The organism is Rhizobium sp. YTUHZ044 (assembly GCF_051123975.1).
Lineage (GTDB): Bacteria > Pseudomonadota > Alphaproteobacteria > Rhizobiales > Rhizobiaceae > Rhizobium.
In genome coordinates, this window is record NZ_CP101428.1 from 330511 (window position 1) to 348189 (window position 17679).

The following is a 17679-nucleotide window of genomic DNA, read 5'->3' on the forward strand; positions in this document are numbered from 1 at the left end:
AGACCATGGCAAGGATCGCATTCATCGGGCTCGGCAACATGGGCGGGCCGATGGCGGCCAATCTCGTCAAATCGGGTCACGAGGTTCTCGGCTTCGATCTCGCCGCCTCCGTGCTGAAGGCGGCCGAGGCGAGCGGCGTCAAACCGGCGAGCCATGCCAGCCAGGCAGTCAAGGACGCGGAGATCGTCATCACGATGCTGCCGCAGGGCCGGCATGTGCTGACGGCGTGGACCGATATCCTGCAGACTACCGCGCAGGGAACACTTGTCATCGATTGCTCGACCATCGATGTCGAGAGCAGCCGCAAGGCGCATGAGATGGCCAACGCAGCAGGCTGCCTGTCGCTTGATGCACCCGTCTCGGGTGGCACGGGCGGCGCGAGCGCGGGAACGCTGACCTTCATGGCCGGCGGCTCCCCGGAAGCCTTCGCCCGGGCGAAGCCGATCCTCGAAGCCATGGGCAAGAAGATCGTCCATTGCGGCGAGGCGGGCGCTGGTCAGGCGGCGAAGATCTGCAACAACATGATCCTCGGCATCTCGATGGTCGGCGTCTGCGAAGCCTTCGTGCTGGCCGAGAAACTCGGCCTCTCGCATCAGGCGCTGTTCGACGTCGCCTCGACCTCATCAGGCCAATGCTGGTCGATCAACACCTATTGCCCGGTTCCCGGGCCGGTGCCGACCTCGCCTGCCAACAATGGTTACAAGCCAGGTTTTGCCGCAGCCTTGATGCTGAAGGATCTCAAGCTCTCGCAGGAGGCGGCGCTCGCGAGCGGCGCTTCAACGCCGATGGGCGCGGAGGCCGCGCAACTTTATGCGCTCTTCGAAAAGCAGGGCAATGGCGGCAGGGATTTTTCCGCCATCATCGAGATGTTCCGCGAGAAGGTGTAGGCGACGGCCTACAAGAGATAGCTGACCGGTTCCCTTCGAACCGGGTGCGGGAAGACGCCCATGCCGACGCCGAAAATCGAGTGCAGCGTGTCGGCCTGCATGATCTCGGCGGGCGTGCCTTCGGCCGTGATCCGGCCGCGGCTGAGCGCGACGATCGCGTCGCAGTAGCGGGCGGCGAGGTTGATATCGTGCAGCACGATGACGACGGTCAGCCCGCGTTCGTGGCTGAGATCCTGTACCAGGGAGAGAACGCTCGCCTGATGGGCGAGGTCAAGCGCCGATGTCGGTTCGTCGAGTAGCAGGCAGCTGGCATCCTGGACGAGCATCATGGCGATCCAGGCGCGCTGGCGCTCGCCGCCGGACATGTTGGCAACGAGGCGATCGGCAAAATCCTCAAGACCGGTGCGGGCGATCGCCTCCTCGACCTTGCTGCGGTCCGTTGCGGTGAAGCGCCCGAGCGTACCGTGCCAGGGAAAACGGCCGAGCGCCACCAGTTCGCGCACGGTCATCCCGTCGGCCGCCGGGGTGAATTGCGGCATATAGGCGACGTGCCGGGCAAACTCGCGGGCACCCCAGTCAGCCGCCGGCTTGTCGTCGAAGGCGATGGCGCCGGATTGCGGCGCGATCTGGCGGGCGAGGATCTTCAAAAGCGTGCTCTTGCCGGACCCGTTCGGCCCCACCAGACCGTAGATGCGGCCCTTTTCGAGGGTCAGGTCGACGCCCGAGAGGATCGACTTCGGCCCGATGGCATAGGTAATTCCGGACAGGGCAAGGAAGGACGAAGGCATGGTCTGCTCCAGGTTCGGCACTGCAGGTTCGGGAGGCAAGCCCTCCCTTCACACCCGGTTCCTGCAAAACTAAACTATGATTGTCAACTTACCTTTTTCCGCTGAGCAAGAAAGCGGGAGCGCGGGCATTGTCGAGGCCGCAGGCAGAAATGACGTCAATCAGGTCTTCGACACCGAAAAACTCAGCCTGGCGTCGCCGAAGAGGATGTCGATCTCGCCGGGTTCAGACAGTTCGATGGCGCCGCTCAACGTGCCCGTCGTGATCAGCGCGCCTGCCTTCAGCGATGTTTCCGGACGCAAGTCGTCATTGGCGTAGTCGACCAGCCAGGTGAGAACGTCGCCCTTCGGATGCTGGGCCGGACCGTCATAGATGGTGCGGCCGGCATGGGTGACCTTGAGCGGCGTGCCGCCGGCGGTATCGACAAGGCTGTTGTCGAGCTTCGGACCGAGCACATAGCCGCTGTTGCCGAGGCGGTCGGCGGCAAAGAGCAGGAAGGAAACGCTGCCGCTTTCCCTGACCGCGCTGAGCAGCAGTTCGGCGCCGAGATGGACAGTGGAGATCGCCTTGACCACTTCGGCGCGGCTGTACGGCTTACCCGTGCGGATCGGCAGGTCATTGCCGAGGCGAACAGCAATTTCGGTTTCGAATTTCAAGCCGGGATACCAGGGGATATCAGCACCGAAGACCGATTCGGCATAGGGATGCAGCGGACCGCTGACGGCCTGGCCTTGCGGCGAGACCGTCACCTTCCATGCATTGCTGGAAATGCCATCGGCCGCGGCGAGGAAATGCTGGGCTTCCATCGCCTGATGGAGGTCAGCTGGCGGCAGAAAGGCGCTGGTCGCCTCCTGTATGCCGGCTTGGCGCAGACTGTAAAGCCTGGCTGCGAGGGCGCGCGAATCGAATGCTTCTGTCATGCTGTCTCCTCGACCTGATTTTGGAGGTGCCACACTACTAACCGCAAGCCGGCGAGGAACAAGGGGCGCGCCTGGGAAAAGCTGCTATTTCATCGCCGCGAACCAGCGATCGCGATAGGCCTTGAGCCTGGGGATATCGGTCGGCGGAACATGTGTCTGCGCCCCGGAGACCGGCCGGATGCCGGTCAGAAGGGCGGCCCCCTGGCTGGTGCCGGTCGAGCCGGGAAGGGCGATGACATCGCGGCCGGTGAGGGCGGCGAGCAGCTTGAGATAGGTTCCGTTCAGGGCAAAAGGCCCTTCGACGATGACAGGGCCCTTGGCGCTGATCAGTCCGAGACATGCATCGGTCATCAGCGCGAGATAGAGGCAGCTGGCGGCAAAACGCTCCTCGCGGCTCGCGTCTTCGGCGCCGATCCAGCGGCTTGCCTTGCCCGGAAACGGTCCCGAACCGGAGGCGATATTGGCCAGCAGCATGATGCCCTTGTCGATGACGGCGCCGATCGCTGCCTGCGCGGCCTTTTCGTCGACAGGGCCGATTTCGGCCGAAAGGATATCGAATTCCCGCCCGCCCATGAAACGCGAGGAGGGAACGGCGCGGCCATAGGCGTCGACATTGGCAAGCGCATCGCGTTTCGGATCGAGGTGGTCGAGATCGCCGCCGACGCCGAAACTGATGACCCAGGTGCCTGTCGAGACGACGGCGAAAGGGGCTTGCCGATGGACGAGGTGCGGCAGCAGCGAGGCGTTGGAATCGTGGATGCCGCAATAGACGGGCACGGAGATGCCGATATCATCGGCAATATCAGGCAGGACAGGGCCGAGCGCATCGAAGGCGGAGCGGATCGGCGCCATTAGACCGCGGATGCCGAGCCTGTCGACGAGCGAGGAATAGCTTGATGTTTTCGGGTTCCAGAGGTCGGTGTGACAGCCGAGCGAAGTCAGCTCATTGGTGGCGACGCCGGTCAGCCGCGCCGCCCAATATTGCGCGTAGGTTACGATGGTCGCGACCTGGGCGAATTCCTCGGGAAAGGCGGTCTTCTGGTAGTGCAGCTGCGCGCCGACATTGAGGCCCATTGCTAGGCGCGGCGAGAAGGTTTCCTCGAAGGAAGGACGCAGCCGCGTATAGGCATCCCGGATGTCCTCCGGATATTCATGCTCGTAGTCGATCACGGGCATGGCGAGAGCACCGTCCCGGTCGAGCAGCGCGGCTGCGGCGCCATGGGTGGTGATCGAAATGGCATCGAAGCCGGGGTCCCGCGCCAGGCCTTTCAGTGCGTCCAGGGCGAAGGACCAGAGCGCCTCGATATCATAATGCGGGTAGAGGCCGGTCTTGATCATGATGTTCGGCCGTTTCAGGACGGCGATCTCGGCGCCTGTCCCACTGTCGAGCACGACGACCTTGGCATTGGTCTTGCCGATATCGAGGACGGCGATGCGGCGATAGGAACTGGTGGTCATGGCATGTGGAAGAGGGTGACGAGGTCGCTTTGAACAGGCGAATTATCCGGATTGGTCGCCATGATATCGGCCATATGAGCCCACCATTTTTTCATGACCGGATGGTCCGGCAGGCTCGTCATCGTGTGGTCCTTCGACCGCGTCAGCACGCCGAACAGCGTGTTGGTCTCGCGGTCGAGATGGATCGAATAGTCGCTGGCGCCCGACTGGTGCAGCAGATCGACCAGCTCCGGCCAGATCTCGTCATGCCGCTTGCGGTATTCGGTTTCCATGCCGGGATTGAGCTGCATCTTGAAGGCGTGTTTTTCCAGGGTCATCGGGCGCTCATGAGCTTGATGCGGCGGGCGATAATCGGAATGGCGATGGTGATGATGAGGAGAAGGCCGATGAAGATCGACATGACGATGCCGGGCACGTTCAACAGGCCGAGGCCGAAGGTGACGAGGCCCATGACGAAGGCGGCGATCACGACGCCGCCGATCGTGCCCGAGCCGCCGAGGATTGAGATACCGCCGAGCACGACCATGGTGACGACCTCGAGCTCCCAGCCTTGGGCGATCGACGGCCGGGTCGAGCCGAGCCGCGAGGTCAGGCAGACGGCGGCAACACCGCTCATGACGCCGGTCAGCAGGAAGAGAATGAATTTGACGCGCTCGACCGGGATGCCGGAGAAGCGGGCGGCGAAATCATTGTTGCCGATCGCATAGACCTGCCGGCCGAAATTCGTCGCATGCAGCAGGATGGCAAAGAGGATCGCCAGCACGAAGAACAGCACGAATTCGAAGGAGAACACCCAGAACACGTAGCCCTGGCCGAAATAGGCGAAATCGGAAGGGTACTTGCCGTAGGCCTGGTCGCCGAGCACGATATAGGAAATGCCGCGGAACAGGCTCATCGTGCCGATGGTGACAACAATCGACGGCAGTTTCAGCACCGAAACGAGCACGCCGTTGAAGATGCCGCAGGCAAGGCCGGTGCCGATGCCGATCGCGACAAGGCCCGGCGTGCCGACGCCGAGCTGGACCGCCGCCCCCATCGCCGTCGAGGCGAGGGCGATGATCGCGGCGACCGAGAGGTCGATTTCGCCCGAGATGACGAGCAGCGCCATGGCGAAGGCGATCATCGCCTTTTCGGTGAAGTTGAAGGTGGCGTCCGAGAGGTTCCAGGCATCGAGGAAATAGGGTGAGGCCACGGAATTGAAGATGAAGATCAGGATGGCGACGCCGAAGAGCAGCACTTCCCAACTCGACATGATGCGTTTGAACGGCGTGCCGAGCCGATCGGGAATGATCCGTTTTTCGGGCGTTGGAGAAACGGTGCTCATGCTGCGACCTCCGCTGCTGCGCGGTCACGCAGGATGATGCGGCCTCGATTGCGCTCGCGCCTTGCGTTGAAGACGACGGCGAGAATGATAACGGTGCCGGAGATCGCCATCTGCGTGAAGGGCGAAATGCCGATGACCGGCAGGGCGTTCTTGATGACGCCGAGGAACAGCGCGCCGAGCACGGTGCCGGCGACCGAGCCGACGCCGCCGGCAATCGAGATGCCGCCGATGACGCAGGCCGCAACGCTGTCGAGCTCGAAGCCGTTGGCGATATCGACATAGGCGACCGCATAACGCGAAACCCATAAATAGCTGGAAAGGCCGGCGAGCGCGCCCGAGAGCACGAAGGCGAGGAATTTCGTGCGGCCGGTATCGATGCCGGCATAGACGGCAGCTGTCGGATTGCCGCCGGTCGCATAGGCCGAGCGGCCGAACGGGCTGTAGCGCAGCAGCATGTGCATCAGCGCGACGATGATGATCGCAACCCAGCTCAGCACCGGTAGGCCGAGGATCGGCGTGCGGGGAACGGCGAGGAAGGTCGGCGTCATCTGGTGGGCGTTCACCCAGGCGCCGCCGGAGAGCACGAAGGCCATGCCGCGATAGATGGTGAGCGTGCCGAGGGTCACGACGATCGGCGGGATTTCCAGCCGCCAGACGAGGAAGCCGTTGATGGTGCCGAGGGCCGCGCCGATCACGACCGCGGCAAGGATCAGCACGATCAGCGGCAGGCCGGGAAAGGCGGCGTTCATCATCGCGATTGCCATGCCGGTAAAGGCGAGATTGGCGGCCACCGAAAGATCGATCGATTTGGTCAGGATAACCGTCATCTGGGCAAGCGCCAGAATGATGAGGATTGCCGTGTCGTTGAAGATGCCGGCGAGATTATCCGGTGTGGCGAAATCGGCCGCCCGCGTCGAGAAGATGCCAATCATCAGCACGATGATGGCAAAGAGCAGGGTTTCGCGTTTTCTGATCAGTTTGGCCATGCCCGTCACCTCATGCGTTTCCGGTCGCCGCGCGCACCAGCGCCTCCGGCGAAAGCTGATCGCGCTCGAAGAGCCCGGCCGACAGGCCTTCCTTCATCACCAGAACGCGGTCCGACATGCCGATGATCTCGGGCAGCTCGGAAGAGATCATGATGATCGAGAGGCCCTCTGCGGCAAGCTCGCTGATGAAGCCGTGGACGGCGGCTTTCGAGCCGATGTCGATGCCCTTTGTGGGCTCATCGAGGATGATGACCTTGGGCATGGTGGCGAGCCACTTGCCGATGACGACCTTCTGCTGGTTGCCGCCCGACAGCGTGCCGACCGGCACGGAGAGGGCGGCGGCGCGCAGATCCAGCCGCTCGGCATATTTTCGGGCGAGCGCGAATTCTTCCGCCGCCTGCAGGAAGCCCTTGCGCGAGGTGCGCGTCAGCGACGGCAGCGTCATGTTCTGGTAGATCGGCATCGGCAGCGCCAGGCCGTGGCGGCCGCGCTCTTCCGGCACATAGACGATGCCGGCCTTGATGGCGTCATGCGGCGAGCTGATCGAAATTTCCCGGCCTTCCAGCGTCAACCTGCCGGAGAGCGGCCTGGTGATGCCGAACAGCGATTGCGCGAGTTCCGATCGTCCGGCGCCGATCAGGCCGTAAATGCCGAGAATCTCACCCTTGCGCAGGGTCAGCGAAATATCGCGGAATTCGGTGCGGTGGCTGTATTTTTCCACGTCGAGCACCGGGCCGCCGATCGCGACCTCGATCTTCGGAAAGACGTTTTCGACGTCGCGGCCGACCATCATGCGGACGATTTCGTCCTGCGGTGTTTCCTTGAGCTTACCCCGGCCGACAGCGCGGCCGTCGCGGAAGACGACGAAATCGTCGGCGATCTCGTAAAGCTCGTCGAACTTGTGGCTGATGAAGAGGATCGCCTTGCCCTGTTCCTTCAGGCCCTTGATGATGCGGAAGAGATCGTCGATCTCCTTGCGGGAAAGGGCGGCCGTCGGCTCGTCCATGATGACGATGCGGGCCTCGATCGATAGAGCGCGGGCAATCGCCACCAGGTGACGTTGCGCGATCGAGAGGTCCTTCAGCCGGATCGTCGGATCGATATTGCTTTCAAGCGCCGTCAGCAGCGTCTTCGAGCGGCTGTTCATCATCTGCCAGTCGATGGTGCGGAAGCGCGTGCGCGGCGCATGACCGAGGAAGATGTTTTCGGCAACCGTCAGCTCGTCGAACAGCACGGTTTCCTGGTGGATGGCGGTGACGCCGGCATCGATCGCCGCCTGGGCGCTGGCGAAGGTCACTGTCCGGCCGTCAACCAGGATCTCGCCTTCGTTCGGCCTGTAGATGCCGGTCAGGATCTTGACGAGCGTCGACTTGCCGGCGCCGTTTTCGCCGATCAGCGCGGTGACCGTGCCGGGGTGAAGCGCGATGCTGACATTGTCGAGCGCTTTCACGCCGGGAAAGATCTGGGAGATGCCGCGCATTTCCAGAATGGCGGGGGCATCGCCGGTTTTGCTGTCCGTGACGGATTGTTGAAAGGCGGCGTTCATCGGCTTTCTACCAGTGTCGAATGAGAAATCCCGGCGGCTAACAGGCCGCCGGGCTTTTATAGAGCTGCTTCGGATCAGAAGACCTTGGAGAACTGGTCGATGTTCGAGGCATTGTAGACGAAGGGATCGGCCATGGCGGCTTCGCCGTTGTCGCCGACCTTGATCTTGCCCATGCGGCCAGCATTGATTTCGCTGCCCGGCTTGCCGTCGGTCTCGCCCTTGACGAGGCGGTAGGCGATCTGGGTGGCGGAGTAGCCGAGGTCGATCGGGTTCCAGATGGCGAATTCCTTTGTCGCGCCAGACTTGATCGCGCCGGCCATTTCGGAAGGCAGGCCGAGGCCGGTGACGTAGACCTTACCGACAAGGCCCTTGTCTTCGACAACCTTGGAAGCGGCGAGAACGCCGACCGTCGTGGGAGCGACGATGACCTTGACGTTCGGGTTCGACTTCAGCAGGCCTTCGGCTTCACGATAGGACTTGTCCGAGAGGTCGTCGCCATAAACCGTGGTGACGAGGTTGAGGCCCGGGAAATCTTTGAGCTGCTTCTTCATCTGGTCGATCCAGATGTTCTGGTTGGTCGAGGTGGTCGTGGCCGACAGGATGGCGAAGTCCCCCTTGCCGCCTTCCAGATGATCCTTGGCGAGCGTCAGGCACATTTTGCCGATCAGCTCGTTCGACGACGGGTTGAGCTGCAGGATGCGGCCTTCGGGTGCAACGCCGGAATCCCAGGAGATCACCTTGATGCCGCGCTGGGTTGCCTTCTTCAGCGCCGGAACGAGCGCGTCGGGATCGTTGGCCGAAACGGCGATGGCATCGACGCCTTGAGCGATCAGCGAGTTGATCACTTCGATCTGGCCTTCGGCCGTCGTCGATGTCGGACCGGTGTAGATCACTTCCACGCCGCCGAGCTCCTTGGCGGCTTCCTGGGCACCCTTGTTGGCGGCGTCGAAGAAACCGTTGCCGAGCGACTTCACGACGAGGCCGATCTTGATGTCCTTGGCGCTGGCAGTGCCGGCCATCATGGCGATGGCGAGCGCTGCGCCGAGCGCCAGTGTCTTTGCGAATTTCATGTCACTTTCCTCCCATTAAGATTTAGACTTCCACACCTCGGCGGCGCCTCATGCGACCGACGAGGAATCCTCCTTCGCAAGCTGTGCCACCGGGGTCGCGACAATAAGCCGGACGCCGGCATTCTCGACCATGCGAGCTGCCTCTTCTGAAATCCCGTCATCGGTGATGATCGCAGAAACACGGTCGAGCGCGCAGAGAATGAGGCTCGACCGCCGATTGAACTTGCTGGAATCGACCATCACGACGAGTTCGTCGGCCTGGTGCATCAGCTTCTGCTCGCTCTGGATGATGAGGGCGTCGGCCTCCATGATGCCGAGCGGGCCGACACCCTGCGCGCCGATGAACATGCGCCGCGCATAAAAATTGCGGATCGCGTCGTTGTCGAAGGGCGACAGGATCAGGCTCTGCTCGCGATAGATCGCGCCGCCCGGCACCGTCACGGTGTTTTTGGAATGCTTGACCAGATGTTCGGCGATGGCAAAAGAGTTGGTCATCACCTGCAGGCGGTGGCCGGCCATGTAATGCACCATCTGGAAAGTGGTCGTGCCGCCATTGATGATGATGGCGTCGCCGGCCTCGCAAAGTTCGACGGCGGCGCGCGCAATTGCGCGTTTTTTATCGATGTTGACTGATTCTGAAACCCGGAAGGGCCGGCCGGCGAGATTGCCGAGCTGCGGCGGATGCACCGCCTCCGCGCCGCCGCGGACACGGCGGATCTTGCCCTGCACGTGAAGAGCCGCAATGTCACGCCTGATTGTCGCTTCAGAAGCTTCCGTCAATTCGGAAATGTCCTGGATCGTCACGACGGACTTTTCCTGAACGGCGCTTAAGATGATGCGATGACGTTCGCGTTCGTGCATTGGCTCCTCCTCTTGTCATATATATTTCGTATCTGTTAAAGCCTGTCAATCACAAACGATCATAAATTTCCATATTGCGATGCAGCATAAGCGATTTTGATCGTTTTCGATTGACAAGCGCATTTATGATGCGCGATACCTTGAGCGAAAGGGCTCGCTGATCGCGGTGCCTGACAAGCCTATATGGGAGGATGATATGGCGGCGAACGTCCGGCTTCTGGAAAACCGGTGGGATGATGGTTATGCGGCGGGCCTCGATGAGCCCGGCAAGCTGCTCTATCGCTCCAATCTGCTCGGCGCCGACAAGCGCATCACCAATTACGGCGGCGGCAATACCTCGGCGAAGGTGATGGAAACCGATCCCCTAACCGGCGGCAAGGTCATGGTCCTTTGGGTCAAGGGCTCGGGCGGCGACGTCGGCACTATCAAGCTCGATGGTTTTGCGACCCTCTACCAGGACAAGCTGGAATCGCTGAAATCAATCTACAAGGGCGTCGAGGACGAAGACCGCATGGTCGGCTTCCTGCCGCACTGCACCTTCAACCTGAATGGCCGTGCCGCCTCGATCGACACGCCGCTGCACGGCTTTGTGCCGTTCACCCATGTCGACCACATGCATCCCGACGCGATCATCGCCATTGCCGCCTCGAAGAACTCCAGGGAATTGACCAAGCAGATCTTCGGTGACGAGATCGGCTGGCTGCCCTGGCGCCGTCCGGGCTTCCAGCTCGGCCTCGATCTCGAAGCCTTCGTCAAGGCGAACCCGAACGCCAAGGGCGTCGTGCTCGAAAGCCACGGCCTCTTCACCTGGGCGAATGACGCCAAGGCCTGCTACGAGCTGACACTCGACATCATCAACAAGGCGATCGTCTGGTTTGCCGAAAAGACCGAAGGCAAGACGATTTTCGGCGGTGCACTGACCCAGAGCCTGCCCGTCGCCGAGCGCCGCGCTATCGCCGCCCGGCTGATGCCGGAGATCCGCGGCCGGATCGGCAAGCAGGAGCGCAAGCTCGGTCATTTCGATGATCAGGACGCCGTGCTCGAATTCGTCAATTCCCGAGATCTGCGGCCGCTCGGCGCGCTCGGCACCAGCTGCCCCGACCATTTCCTGCGCACCAAGATCCGCCCGCTGATCGTCGATTTCGACCCGGCCAAGCCGGATGTCGACGCGATCGTCGCCGGCCTCGACCAGGCGCTGGAGGATTACCGCGCCGATTACGCCCGCTATTACAACGACTGCAAGCATGACAATTCGCCCGCGATGCGCGACGCCAATCCCGTCATCTTCCTCGTTCCCGGCGTCGGCATGCTGTCCTTTGCCCGCGACAAGGCAACGGCGCGCATCGCCAGCGAATTCTACGTCAACGCCATCAACGTCATGCGCGGTGCCTCGACGGTTTCGGAATATCGGGGCCTGCCGGAGCAGGAAGCCTTCGATATCGAATACTGGCTGCTGGAAGAGGCGAAGCTCCAGCGCATGCCGAAGCCGAAGAGCCTTGCCGGCCGGGTGGCGTTCGTCACCGGCGGCGCCGGCGGCATCGGCCGGGCGACGGCCGCCCGCCTTGTCGGCGAGGGCGCCTGCGTGGTGCTTGCCGATATCGATCAGGCAGCACTCGAAAGCACAGAGGCCGACTTCGTCAAGAAATACGGTGCTGATGCCGTGCGCAGCGTCCGGCTCGACGTTACCAAGGAAGATGCGGTGATCGCCTCCTTCGCGGAAGCTTCGGTCGAATTCGGCGGCGTCGATATCCTCGTCTCGAATGCCGGCATTGCCTCCTCCGCGCCGATCGAAGCCACCGAGCTTTCGACCTGGAACCGCAATATCGACATTCTGGCGACTGGCTATTTCCTTGTCTCGCGGGAGGCGTTCCGTCTGTTCCGCCGCCAGGCGCTCGGCGGCAACATTGTCTTCGTTGCCTCGAAGAACGGCCTTGCCGCTTCGCCGAACGCGTCTGCCTATTGCACGGCAAAGGCCGCCGAAATCCATCTCGCCCGCTGCCTGGCGCTGGAAGGCGCGGATGCCGGCATCCGCGTCAACACTGTCAACCCGGATGCGGTGCTGCGCGGTTCGAAGATCTGGAGCGGCGAATGGCGCGAGCAGCGCGCCGCCTCCTCGAAGATCGAGGTCGATGATCTCGAGGAACATTACCGCAAGCGTTCGATGCTGAAGCTCAACGTGTTTCCGGAGGATATCGCCGAGGCGATCTACTTCCTCGCATCGGACCTTTCGGCAAAATCAACCGGCAATATCATCAATGTCGACGCCGGCAACGTGCAGAGCTTTACGCGGTGATTTTTGACGGGCGGATGCGTCTGCCCCTCACCCTAACCCTCTCCCCGTCATGACGGGGAGAGGGGACTTGCCCAACGAAATGTTGGAGTAGAACAGAGACGGCGCGGCATATTCCCTTCTGCCCCTCACAACGGGGAGAAGGTGCCGGCAGGCGGATGAGGGGCGGCCCCACGGCAGTTCCAATGTAGAAATTGCAGAACCGGGAGGACAAAATGGCCGAGTTCAGGATCGCGCAGGATCTCGTCGCGAGCGAGAACGACAAGCGGGCAGCCGCACTGAAAGCCGATTATGAGGCGCTGGGCGCCATACTTGCGCGCCGCGGCGTCGATATCGAAGCCATCACCCGCAGGGTCGCGGAATTCTTCGTCGCCGTTCCTTCTTGGGGTGTCGGCACCGGCGGCACGCGCTTTGCCCGCTTCCCGGGCGCCGGCGAGCCACGCGGCATCTTCGACAAGCTCGACGATTGCGCCGTCATCAATCAGCTGACGCAGGCGACACCGACCGTCTCGCTGCATATTCCCTGGGACAAGGCGGACGCCAAGGAATTGAAGGCCAAGGGCGATGCGCTCGGCCTCGGCTTCGACGCGATGAATTCGAACACCTTCTCCGACGCGCCGGGACAGGCCCATTCCTACAAATACGGCTCTCTCAGCCACACCGACGCGGCGACGCGCGCGCAGGCGGTGGAGCACAATCTCGAATGCATCGAGATCGGCAAGGCGATCGGCTCCAAAGCGCTGACGGTCTGGATCGGCGACGGATCGAACTTCCCCGGCCAGAGCAATTTCACCAAGGCATTCGAGCGTTACCTCGCCTCGATGGCCGACATTTACAAGGCGCTGCCCGACGACTGGAAGCTGTTCTCCGAGCACAAGATGTATGAGCCGGCCTTCTATTCGACGATCGTACAGGACTGGGGCACCAACTATCTGATCGCCCAGACGCTCGGCCCCAAGGCCCATTGCCTTGTCGATCTCGGCCACCATGCGCCGAACACCAATATCGAGATGATCGTTGCCCGCCTGATCCAGTTCGGGAAGCTCGGCGGCTTCCACTTCAACGATTCGAAATATGGCGACGACGATCTCGATGCCGGCGTAATCGATCCCTATCGGCTGTTCCTGGTGTTCAACGAGCTGGTCGATGCCGAGCAGCGCGGCGTCAACGATTTCAATCCGGCGCATATGATCGACCAGTCCCACAATGTCACCGATCCGATCGAGAGCCTGATCAACAGCGCCAACGAAATCCGCCGCGCCTATGCGCAGGCGCTCCTCGTCGATCGCAAGGCGCTCGAGGGCTATCAGCAGGACAATGACGCGCTGATGGCGTCGGAAACGCTGAAGCGCGCCTATCGCGCCGATGTCGAACCGATCCTTGCCGAGGCGCGCCGTCGCGCCGGCGGGGCGATCGACCCGATCGCCGCCTACCGCGCCAGTGGCTACCGCAAAAAGGTGGCGGCCGAGCGTCCGGCATCGGTTGCCGGCGGCGGCGGCATCATCTGAGCTGCCGGGCTGAATAGAAGTGTGGTCGCCGGCAGCGCGGGGTGAAACGCTGCCGGCAATCGCCGATCACGGTTTCCAGGCGCCGGCGATCTGACGGGTTGCAATGTTCAACCGGTTCCAGACATTGATGTTGGCGATGGCGATGACGAGAGCCGCAAGGCTGCGGCCGTCATAATGCCGGGCCGCCTCGTCCCAGATCTCGTCCGGCACCGGGTCGGCGCGGTCGCTGGTGCGGGTCACAGCCTCGGTCAGCGCAAGGGCTGCTCGCTCGGCATCGCTATAATAGGGGGCGTCGCGCCAGCCGGCGACGGCAAAGAGCCGCTCATCCGTCTCACCGTGTTTGCGGGCAATGCGCCAATGACCATCGATGCAGACGCTGCAGCCGTTGATCTGGCTGGCGCGCAGATTGACGAGTTCGAGCAGCTTTGGCGAAAGGCCCGTTTCGGTCGGCACCTTGCCGAGTGCATTGAGCGCCTGCATGGCTTGTGGAAGCACGAGGGCGGGATTTCCCATTCTCTCCTGCATGATATGTCTCCTTGATGCGTTCAGGGTGCGACGATCCGCCGGCGCTGTCACACCGGCCCGGTTTCATTCGTCATTGATGTGACGGAACGCAGCGAAGGAATGTGACGGATGAACGAGAATAATTGGCTGGCCGATCAATTCGAGGCGAACCGGGCGCATCTGAAAGCGGCCGCCTATCGCATGCTCGGCTCGCGCAGCGAGGCCGAAGACGCCGTTCAGGAGGCTTGGCTGCGGCTCACCCGTGCGGATAGGACTGACGTCGGCAATCTCGGCGGCTGGCTGACGACGGTGGTGGCTCGTATCTGCCTCGATATGCTGCGTGCCCGCAAGACCCGGCGCGAGGAGCCGCTGGAGATGCCAGTCCATGCAGCGATCGCCGATCCTGCCAAGGATCCGGAGCGCGACGCCGCATTCGCCGATTCGGTGGGCGTGGCGCTGCTCGTCGTGTTGCAGACGCTGGCGCCTGCCGAACGGGTTGCCTTCGTGCTGCACGACATGTTCGATCTTCCCTTCGACGAAATCGCGCCGATTATCGGCCGATCATCCGCCGCCGCCCGTCAGCTCGCGAGCCGTGCCCGCCGCAGGGTGCAGGGCGTGGACGAGACGCCGGATGTCGATCTCGGCCGCAAGCGAACGATTGCGGAGGCCTTTCTAACGGCTTCGCGCAGCGGTGATCTGCAGGCGCTGATTGCCGTGCTCGCCCCAGATGTCGTGTTTCGGCTGGACGCGACGGCGGCGCGTTTCGGGGCCTTCGGCGAAACGCGCGGCGCATCCGAAGTGGCAGAGTTGTTCAAGGGCCGGGCGCAGGCGGCAGAGATCGCCATCGTCGACGGCGAGCTTGGCTTCGTCGTGCGCATCGCGGGTCAGATTCGCGTCGTAGTAGCGTTTACCATCGCCGGAGACAGGATTGCGGCCATCGAAGCCATCGCCGATCCCGACCACCTCGAACGGCTTGACCACTCAATCCTGCAAGATTGAAATCGCTGGAAAAATTTGCCGCTCCTTGGCGGGAGCGCGGTTGAGAACGAGCGCGCTGCCGCCACTGCCGTGCGGCTAGCGACGCTTCATTTCTCTTGACAGCAGTCTCTTCGGCTTTATTCTATTATAAGGATTTATATAGCATAACTATGGAATTTGGAAATATGATCATATCGGGCGACCGGACGAAGAAGCCACTTCTCCTCACCAATGTCAGACCGATGGCGTTCGGTGCGGGCGCATCCGAGGGGGTGATCGACATTCTCGTCAATGCTGACGGCCGCATCGCCGGGATTGGTCCGTCGCTTCCGGCCTCTGAGGATGTGACACGCGTCGACGGCAAGGGTGCCTTCATTTCGCCGGGCTGGATCGATCTACACGTACACATCTGGCATGGCGGCACCGATATCTCCATCCGCCCCTCCGAATGCGGTCTCGAGCGCGGCGTCACCACCCTGGTCGACGCCGGTTCGGCCGGCGAGGCAAATTTCCATGGCTTCCGCGAGTATATCATCGAGCCCTCACGCGAACGCATCAAGGCCTTCCTGAACCTCGGCTCGATCGGCCTCGTCGCCTGCAACCGCGTCGCCGAGCTCAGGGATATCAGGGATATCGATCTCGACCGGATTCTCGAAGTCTACGCCGAAAACAGCGAGCACATCGTCGGCATCAAGGTGCGCGCCAGCCACGTCATCACCGGCTCCTGGGGCGTCACTCCTGTCAAGCTCGGCAAGAAGATCGCCAAGATCCTGAAAGTGCCGATGATGGTCCATGTCGGCGAACCGCCGGCACTTTACGACGAAGTGCTCGAAATTCTCGGCCCCGGCGACGTCGTCACCCACTGCTTCAACGGCAAGGCCGGTTCGAGCATCATGGAGGACGAGGATCTTTTCAATCTCGCCGAGCGCTGCGCCTCCGAAGGCATCCGCCTCGACATCGGCCATGGCGGCGCCTCCTTCTCCTTCAAGGTCGCCGAAGCGGCGATCGCGCGCGGGCTTCTGCCGTTCTCGATCTCGACCGATCTGCACGGCCATTCGATGAACTTTCCGGTCTGGGATCTGGCAACGACGATGTCGAAGCTGCTCAGCGTCGGCATGCCCTTCGACAAGGTCGTGGAAGCCGTCACCCATGCGCCGGCCTCCGTCATCAAGCTGCCGATGGAGAACCGACTTTCCGTCGGCGCGCCAGCCGAATTCACGATTTTCGACCTCGTCGATTCCGAGCTCGAAGCAACGGATTCCAATGGCGATGTCTCGGTCCTCAGCAAGCTGTTCGAGCCGCGCTTTGCGGTGATGGGCGCCGAAGCGTTCACAGCCAGCCGGTACGTGCCGCGGGCGCGCAGGCTCGTGCGTCACAGCCACGGCTATTCCTACAGATAAATCCGGTGGCGCGGCAGGTGTCAGCGGTTGCGCCAACCCATCAGTTTTTCGATCCGTTCCGCCGAATTGCGCACATGCGCCGTATAATGGTTCTCATCGGAAAAGGCCTTCTGCTCCGGCAGCACGATCGAAATGGTGGCGACGCACTGGCCGTCGCGATCGCAGATCGGCGAGGCGATGCAGGCGACCGCATAGTCGGATTCTCCGGCCTGGATCGACAGGCGCGCCTCGAAGGCCTTGCCGGCCGCTTCCGACAGGGTGCTCGGATCGATCTCGGCGCGGCCGGTCGGTGATGAGCGGGCGCAGCGTTTGAAAAGCTCGATGCGTTCCTCTTCGGGGAGGTGGCCGACGAGCAGGCGGCCTGATGCCGTCCAGTTGAGCGGCACCCGGGTGCCGACGCGCGACGCCACCTGGAAATGGCTCGGACCGTCGGCCATGGCAAGCACCAGCATGTAATCGCCGTCACGGCCGCAGACCTGCACGGTTTCGCCGGTCTGGCGACAGAGATCGTGCATTTCATGAGTGGCAATGCTCATGAAATCCAGAGATCGCGCATAGGCGAGACCATAGTGATAAAGCCGGGCGCCGAGCCAGATCGAGCCGTCCGCCTGGCGCGTCAGCATGTTCTTCTCGACGAGGTCGTCGACGATGACGTAGACCGTCGATAGCGGCGCCTTCACCGCCTTGGCGATGGCATAGACGCCGGCCGGCGATCCTGTCTCATAGAGATGATCGATCACCTGAAGAGCGCGGTCGATGCCGCTGACGCGGGCGCGGCGCGTGCCCTTGCCGCCGGCTTCGCCGGCAAGGCTCTCATCTTCGGAGTAAACTGCGGGCGATGTCTTTCCGTCCAATTCCATGCACCTCATGAACACTGCAGCCATATTACATTACTATGGCACAATGGTCGCTGTGGCAAATCGCAACATCTTGTAGGTTGATCGTCTGTGCGGATGTGGTGGCGGTGGAACCGGGAGACTGCGTGATATCCGCATCCGCCGACCGCCGACCTCATAACAGGCAGACGCGCTCCGATGATGCTCCAGGCTTTTGCCAGCCCCTTGTCGAGCGTGACGAGCGTGGCGTCGCTACCGATTGCGACGGCGAGATGCAGTGCGTCACCGGCACGAAGACCGAGATTGAAAAGCGATCTGGCCGCAA

At 62.3% G+C, this 17679-nt stretch carries 16 protein-coding genes and 1 pseudogene; 5 read left to right on the forward strand and 12 right to left on the reverse strand.

Annotated elements, in window-relative coordinates; all coding sequences use genetic code 11:
- Positions 1–5 precede the first annotated feature (5 nt).
- Positions 6–887, forward strand: a complete 882-nt coding sequence (gene mmsB / locus NL154_RS26895) for a 3-hydroxyisobutyrate dehydrogenase (RefSeq protein ID WP_221124027.1) — start codon at positions 6–8, stop codon at positions 885–887.
- Positions 888–895: 8 nt separating this feature from the next.
- Here mmsB and NL154_RS26900 read toward each other — a convergent pair whose 3' ends face one another.
- The 9 genes from NL154_RS26900 to NL154_RS26940 all read right to left on the reverse strand — a co-directional run bounded on the left by NL154_RS26900 (position 896) and on the right by NL154_RS26940 (position 9838).
- Complete coding sequence (locus tag NL154_RS26900) at positions 896–1675, reverse strand: ABC transporter ATP-binding protein (RefSeq protein ID WP_221153362.1); 780 nt, start codon at positions 1673–1675, stop codon at positions 896–898.
- A gap of 159 nt (positions 1676–1834) precedes the next feature.
- A complete protein-coding gene (locus tag NL154_RS26905; RefSeq protein WP_210632307.1) occupies positions 1835–2593 on the reverse strand; it encodes a fumarylacetoacetate hydrolase family protein in 759 nt (252 codons plus the stop codon).
- Positions 2594–2677: 84 nt separating this feature from the next.
- Entirely contained in the window at positions 2678–4051 is a 1374-nt protein-coding gene (locus NL154_RS26910; protein WP_434734388.1) for an FGGY-family carbohydrate kinase, read from the reverse strand.
- A complete protein-coding gene (gene rhaM, locus NL154_RS26915; RefSeq protein ID WP_210632309.1) occupies positions 4048–4368 on the reverse strand; it encodes an L-rhamnose mutarotase in 321 nt (106 codons plus the stop codon). Before rhaM ends, NL154_RS26910 begins: the two co-directional genes overlap by 4 nt.
- Positions 4365–5375, reverse strand: a complete 1011-nt coding sequence (locus NL154_RS26920) for an ABC transporter permease (protein ID WP_434734389.1) — start codon at positions 5373–5375, stop codon at positions 4365–4367. The genes rhaM and NL154_RS26920 overlap by 4 nt, the downstream gene beginning before the upstream one ends.
- On the reverse strand, positions 5372–6361 hold the full coding sequence (locus NL154_RS26925; RefSeq protein WP_434734390.1) for an ABC transporter permease: 990 nt from the start codon (positions 6359–6361) through the stop codon (positions 5372–5374). The genes NL154_RS26920 and NL154_RS26925 overlap by 4 nt, the downstream gene beginning before the upstream one ends.
- Positions 6362–6371: 10 nt before the next feature.
- The gene (locus NL154_RS26930) at positions 6372–7907 is read right to left on the reverse strand and encodes a sugar ABC transporter ATP-binding protein (protein ID WP_434734391.1); all 1536 of its coding nucleotides are present in this window, start codon (positions 7905–7907) and stop codon (positions 6372–6374) included.
- 74 nt (positions 7908–7981) lie between these two features.
- Positions 7982–8977 carry a rhamnose ABC transporter substrate-binding protein gene (gene rhaS / locus NL154_RS26935; RefSeq protein ID WP_064808509.1) on the reverse strand — a complete coding sequence of 332 codons (996 nt, stop codon included), beginning with the start codon at positions 8975–8977 and terminating at the stop codon, positions 7982–7984.
- Between the two features lie 48 nt (positions 8978–9025).
- Entirely contained in the window at positions 9026–9838 is an 813-nt protein-coding gene (locus NL154_RS26940; protein ID WP_210632313.1) for a DeoR/GlpR family DNA-binding transcription regulator, read from the reverse strand.
- Positions 9839–10034: 196 nt separating this feature from the next.
- Here NL154_RS26940 and NL154_RS26945 point away from each other — a divergent pair, with 196 nt between their 5' ends.
- Both NL154_RS26945 and rhaI read left to right on the forward strand, forming a co-directional pair.
- On the forward strand, positions 10035–12131 hold the full coding sequence (locus NL154_RS26945; protein ID WP_210632314.1) for a bifunctional rhamnulose-1-phosphate aldolase/short-chain dehydrogenase: 2097 nt from the start codon (positions 10035–10037) through the stop codon (positions 12129–12131).
- A gap of 212 nt (positions 12132–12343) precedes the next feature.
- A complete protein-coding gene (gene rhaI / locus NL154_RS26950) occupies positions 12344–13636 on the forward strand; it encodes an L-rhamnose catabolism isomerase (protein WP_210632315.1) in 1293 nt (430 codons plus the stop codon).
- A 66-nt stretch (positions 13637–13702) separates the two neighbouring features.
- Here rhaI and NL154_RS26955 read toward each other — a convergent pair whose 3' ends face one another.
- Positions 13703–14161, reverse strand: coding sequence for a carboxymuconolactone decarboxylase family protein (locus tag NL154_RS26955; protein WP_434734392.1), 459 nt, complete (start codon positions 14159–14161; stop codon positions 13703–13705).
- Positions 14162–14269: 108 nt separating this feature from the next.
- Between NL154_RS26955 and NL154_RS26960 the strand changes: the two genes are divergently transcribed.
- Together NL154_RS26960 and NL154_RS26965 are read left to right on the forward strand one after the other, a co-directional pair.
- Entirely contained in the window at positions 14270–15139 is an 870-nt protein-coding gene (locus tag NL154_RS26960; protein WP_434734393.1) for a sigma-70 family RNA polymerase sigma factor, read from the forward strand.
- Between the two features lie 164 nt (positions 15140–15303).
- Entirely contained in the window at positions 15304–16518 is a 1215-nt protein-coding gene (locus tag NL154_RS26965; RefSeq protein WP_221124033.1) for an amidohydrolase/deacetylase family metallohydrolase, read from the forward strand.
- A 20-nt stretch (positions 16519–16538) separates the two neighbouring features.
- Here the strand turns inward: NL154_RS26965 and NL154_RS26970 are convergent, their stop codons facing one another.
- Positions 16539–17378 (reverse strand): IclR family transcriptional regulator, encoded by an 840-nt coding sequence (locus NL154_RS26970; RefSeq protein ID WP_434734394.1) that lies wholly within the window; start codon positions 17376–17378, stop codon positions 16539–16541.
- Between the two features lie 167 nt (positions 17379–17545).
- Positions 17546–17662 (reverse strand): annotated as a pseudogene (locus NL154_RS26975) (PIN domain-containing protein); the annotation flags it as partial.
- Positions 17663–17679 lie beyond the last annotated feature (17 nt).